The organism is Psychrobacter sp. (assembly GCF_035469765.1).
GTDB lineage: Bacteria > Pseudomonadota > Gammaproteobacteria > Pseudomonadales > Moraxellaceae > Psychrobacter.
Genome location: NZ_DATIRM010000313.1, coordinates 1 through 5175, shown reverse-complemented (window position 1 = coordinate 5175; position 5175 = coordinate 1). Strand labels below are relative to the sequence as shown.

The following is a 5175-nucleotide window of genomic DNA, read 5'->3' as shown; positions in this document are numbered from 1 at the left end:
CAACTAGACCGTTAAAGGCTTTTTCTTTACCGCCGCGATACTCTTCAACCATCACTGTATTTTTAGCGATGACTTCTTCAACGATGGCCTTGATAGCACCGGTATCCGTTTCTTGCTTAAGCCCTTTTTCTTCGATAATTTTATCTGCCGCGTCATCAGCATCGCCGCCTTCGCGCTCATATAAGGCGCTAAAGACTTTCTTAGCCAATTTTCCAGACAAGGTATCGTCTTTGATGCGGGCTAGCATGCCAGCCAATTGCTTGGCGCTGATAGGGGAGTCGGTAATCTCTTTATCATCTTTGTTCAGCGCACCAAGTAAATCACCCATGACCCAGTTAGCCGCCATTTTGGCATCTGCTTGCCCAACTTCTGCGACCACAGCTTCAAAGTAATCGGCAATTTGACGGCTACCAGTCAAGATACGAGCGTCATATTCTGATAGTCCAAGCGCTTCTTCAAAACGTGCGCGACGGGTAACTGGTAATTCAGGCATAGCTGCACGAATGCTATCAACCGTATGCTGCTCGATACGCACAGGTAGCAAGTCAGGATCAGGGAAGTAGCGATAGTCGTTGGCATCTTCTTTAGTACGCATAACACGAGTTTCGTCGCGCTCGGGATCATAAAGCATCGTTGCTTGCACGACTTTACCGCCATCCTCTAAGATATCGATTTGACGCTCGATTTCGCGATTGATGGCACGCTCGATGAAGCGGAATGAGTTGAGGTTCTTAAGCTCAGTACGCGTACCCAACTCAGCACCAGGCTTACGGATAGAGACGTTACAGTCACAGCGGAATGAGCCTTCAGCCATGATAGCGTCTGAGATACCGAGCCAAGTCACCAGTTGATGAATGGCTTTGATATAAGCAAGGGCTTCATGAGCTGAGCGCATGTCAGGCTCAGAGACGATTTCGATCAATGGTGTACCAGCGCGGTTTAGATCGACGCCAGTCATACCATCGACGGCATCGTGTACTGATTTACCTGCATCTTCTTCTAAATGCGCGCGGGTAATGCCCATGCGTTTAGGGTATTCGTTCTTTTCACCTTCATTGACCACAACATCAATATAGCCTTCACCAACGATAGGATTTGCCATTTGAGTGATTTGATAGCCTTTTGGCAAATCAGGATAGAAGTAGTTTTTTCGGTCAAAAGTATTGAATAAACCAAGCTCAGCATTGACGCCGATACCGAATTTTAGCGCACGATCAACCACACCGGCATTTAGAACTGGCAAAACACCCGGCAGACCTAAATCTACGATACTGGCTTGGCTGTTTGGCTCGTGACCAAAGTCAGTCGGTGCGCTAGAGAATATCTTACTTTCTGTGTTCAGCTGGCAGTGAATCTCGATACCGATGACCACTTCATAACCATCGACGAACAGCTCTTTACGAACATCATGTTTGCGAACGGCATTATTATCAGTAGTAGTTGCTGTGTTCATTATACCGTCTCCTTCGCGATGGTAGAGTGTTGCAAATGATGATCTGTATGCTGCTGGAATAAATGAGCAGTAGAGAGCAATTTGCTCTCACACCAATACTGACCAATCAATTGCAAACCAATAGGCAAGCCTGCTGAGGTTAAGCCAACTGGCTGGCTAAGCGCAGGTAGACCCGCTAAGTTGACACCAATGGTATAAACATCACCCAAATACAGCGTCGCAGAGTCAAGGTCTTCACCAAGCTTATAGGCAGCTGTAGGAGCGGTTGGACTGGCGATAACATCACAGTTAGCAAAAGCATCTTCGAAGTCTTTGACGATGATACGGCGCACCTTTTGAGCCTTAGTATAATAGGCATCAAAGTAACCAGCAGATAGTGCATAAGTACCTGATAAAATACGGCGCTGTACTTCAGGACCAAAGCCCTCAGAACGTGAGCGCGTATATAAATCAATCAAGTCTTTTGGATTTTCACAACGATACCCAAAGCGTACGCCATCGAAGCGTGATAGGTTCGATGATGCTTCAGCCGGTGCTAGCATATAGTAAGTAGCAAGGGTAATCTCTGGATCAGTGATTGTCACCTCTACAATGGTTGCGCCAAGCTCTTCGTATTTCTTTAACGCTGCCCGCGCTGCTTGTTCGACTTCAGCATCAAGTCCTTTACTAAAGTATTCTTTAGCAACACCAATACGTAAACCGGCAAAGGGTTTATCACCAGCGCTGGCTGCTGCATTATGTAAGTCTTGTACATAATCAGGCATATCGTATTTGATAGAAGTGGCATCGCGTGGGTCATGACCAATCATCGGTTGCAGCAAGTACGCGCAATCCATAGCACTGCGACCCATACTACCGGCTTGATCAAGGCTTGAGGCATAAGCAATCATACCGAAGCGAGAGACACGACCATAAGTGGGTTTGATACCGGTCAAGCCGCAAAATGAGGCAGGTTGACGAATCGAGCCACCCGTATCACTGCCGGTCGCAACTGGTACAAAGCCCGCTGCAACAGCCGCTGCACTACCACCCGATGAGCCACCAGGCACGTGTTCTATGTTCCAAGGGTTGTGTACCGCACCGTAATATGAGCTTTCATTGTCTGAGCCCATGGCAAACTCATCCATATTAAGCTTACCAAGGCTGATCATGCCCGCTTTATCAATGTTAGTGACGATGGTTGCATCATAAGGAGAGATAAAGTTATGTAGCATCTTAGAGCCGCAGGTGGTCAATACGCCTTGGGTACAAAAAATATCTTTATGTGCCATGGGTACGCCAAGTAATGGGCGCTTATCACCTTGTACACGCATCTCGTCCGCCGCTTGTGCTTGCGCGCGCGCCGTCTCAGAAGTATGGGTGATAAAGCTATTAACTTTACCATCAAGGGCGTTGATACGTTTGATATAGTGGTCAGTCAGCTCAAGGCTGCTAAATTGTTTGTCTTGCAAGCCGGTAATAAGCTGCTGGGTACTTAATAAATGAAGTTCAGACATAAGGTGTCGTCCGTCAAAATGTGAATAGCATAAATGTATAGGAGGTTAAAATAAAACAGCGACCGCTCTTATTCGATCACTTGCGGTACCAGATACAAGCCATCTTCTATGGCAGGGGCGACCGATTGATTGCGCTCGCGGTTGATATCATGTTTGGCAACATCAGCTCGCAATTCTTGGCAAGCTTCATGAATATTTGATAAAGGTTTGATATCGGTTGTATCGACATTACCGAGGATATCCATCATCTTTAATATTTTAGTGATATCAGCAGCGTAGCTATCGGCAGTATTTTCATCGACACCTAAACGGGCAAGGTTGGCAACTTCTAGGATTTCTTCACGGCTGACATGGTTGTCAGACGTTAATGGTTGCTGTGACATAGTGTCTCCAGTTACGGACAGTTTTTGTTAGAGTAAGGTGTGGCTAAAAAGGTAAGCACTCAAAGCAGGGCCTTAGCCCAAAATGTAGGTATATAGTGGGGTTATTATAAAGCATCTGACCCAAGTTTACAGAGCATGACGCTTGATTGCTGCACAAACTTTACCAAGATTGAACGTTTTGCAAATTTGACTGGGCAGTTAGGGCTTGATGAGCAATTGCTGACCATTCACTGATGAAATACGTTACAGTAGGCAGCTACTACTGAGTAAACTCATCAGTAAGCTATTTATTAAAATCATTGCATAGCTGGAACGTCTTGTTAGTTGTTGAATTAGATGGTGTTTCATTAAATGGGGTGGTGTAGTCTACCATTTCAAACTTTGTAACAACTTTTAAGGCTTAAGCGCAAAATCCTAGCGTACTGATGCAAATATCTGTGTTTTTTTTGAGCCAAGTCGGTATAATTTAGCTCAGTTTTTTTCATTTCATCATTATTGCTTCGGTTTGACTTGTTGCGATGATAAACTCTCGCGATGAGTAATACGACCTACTCAACACTGACGAGTAAAACCTCAGTCAATCTCATTCGCCTCATTCGCCTTATTTGTAATACGCTGGATATATTAGTCATGAACCTGTTTGGATTTTTATCAAATAATATCGCAATCGACCTCGGTACTGCGAACACTCTTATTTTTATTCCTGGTAAAGGCGTGGTGCTCGATGAGCCTACGGTGGTTGCGCTTCGAAGTAATCGCACACAGAATCCTACCGTTGCTGCTGTTGGTATTGATGCCAAGCAGATGCTGGGTCGTACGCCTTCCAATATTACGGCTATCCGCCCATTAAAAGACGGTGTGATTGCTGACTTTGAAGTGACGCAAAAAATGCTTAAGCATTTTATCGCTAAGGTAAAAGCTAAGCGTTTTATGGCACAGCCTAATGTGGTGGTTTGCGTTCCTTGTAAGTCTACCCTTGTGGAGCGCAAAGCGATTCGCGAAGCGGTATCATCAGCGGGCGCGAGTAAAGTATTATTGCTAGAAGAGCCAATGGCTGCGGCTATTGGTGCAGGCCTGCCAGTGCATGAAGCCAGTGGTTCAATGGTCGTTGATATCGGTGGCGGTACGACTGAGATTGCAGTTATCGCGCTATCTGGTTGCGTCTATGCTGAATCGATTCGTATCGGTGGCGATATGTTTGATGAAGCCATCATTACACACGTACGCCGTACGCATGGTTGTGTGATTGGCGAGACCACGGCTGAGCGCATCAAAAAAGAAGTCGGCTCTGCATTGAATGAAGACAGCCAGCTAGAAGTAGAAGTTCGTGGTCGTAGCATGGCAGAAGGCGTACCAAAAACCTTTATTGTAAAATCAGAAGAAGTACAAAAAGCATTGGCCGATCCATTAAGCGGTATCGTCAGTGCTGTAAAAGTAGCACTCGAGCAGACACCGCCAGAGTTGTCATCAGACATTGCTGAGCGCGGTATTGTCTTGACGGGTGGTGGCGCGTTATTACGTGACTTAGACAAGCTCATCTCACGAGAGACTGGTTTGCCAGTGACTGTAGCAGAAGATCCATTAACTTGTGTTAGCCGTGGTGGCGGTATTGCCCTTGATTTTATCAATAACAAAAGCCTCAATATGATTTTTGTATAAATCATTTTTTATCAAGCATTGTCATATTGGCAATGTCAGATAAGGCTGAAGTTAACGATAAATAAATAGGTATGAGAAAGGATAGATGAACCACATTAAAGGTAGCCAATAAGGTTGCCTTTAATGTTATCAACTAAGACTACCATGGCTAGCTTTTAAGAGCGTTAAAAAATCAGCTGTATTA

At 45.2% G+C, this 5175-nt stretch carries 4 protein-coding genes; 1 reads left to right on the top strand and 3 read right to left on the bottom strand.

Annotated elements, in window-relative coordinates:
- The 3 genes from gatB to gatC form a co-directional block, all read right to left on the bottom strand.
- Positions 1 to 1453, bottom strand: a 1453-nt coding sequence (gatB, locus tag VLN09_RS08765; protein ID WP_325245667.1) for an Asp-tRNA(Asn)/Glu-tRNA(Gln) amidotransferase subunit GatB, incomplete at its 3' end; no start/stop codon positions are given.
- Complete coding sequence (gene gatA, locus VLN09_RS08760) at positions 1453 to 2949, bottom strand: Asp-tRNA(Asn)/Glu-tRNA(Gln) amidotransferase subunit GatA (RefSeq protein ID WP_325245665.1); 1497 nt, start codon at positions 2947 to 2949, stop codon at positions 1453 to 1455. The genes gatA and gatB, both read right to left, overlap by 1 nt.
- A 68-nt stretch (positions 2950 to 3017) precedes the next feature.
- The gene (gene gatC / locus VLN09_RS08755; RefSeq protein ID WP_325245663.1) at positions 3018 to 3332 is read right to left on the bottom strand and encodes an Asp-tRNA(Asn)/Glu-tRNA(Gln) amidotransferase subunit GatC; all 315 of its coding nucleotides are present in this window, start codon (positions 3330 to 3332) and stop codon (positions 3018 to 3020) included.
- A gap of 621 nt (positions 3333 to 3953) precedes the next feature.
- Between gatC and VLN09_RS08750 the strand changes: the two genes are divergently transcribed.
- On the top strand, positions 3954 to 4991 hold the full coding sequence (locus VLN09_RS08750; RefSeq protein ID WP_325245669.1) for a rod shape-determining protein: 1038 nt from the start codon (positions 3954 to 3956) through the stop codon (positions 4989 to 4991).
- Positions 4992 to 5175 lie beyond the last annotated feature (184 nt).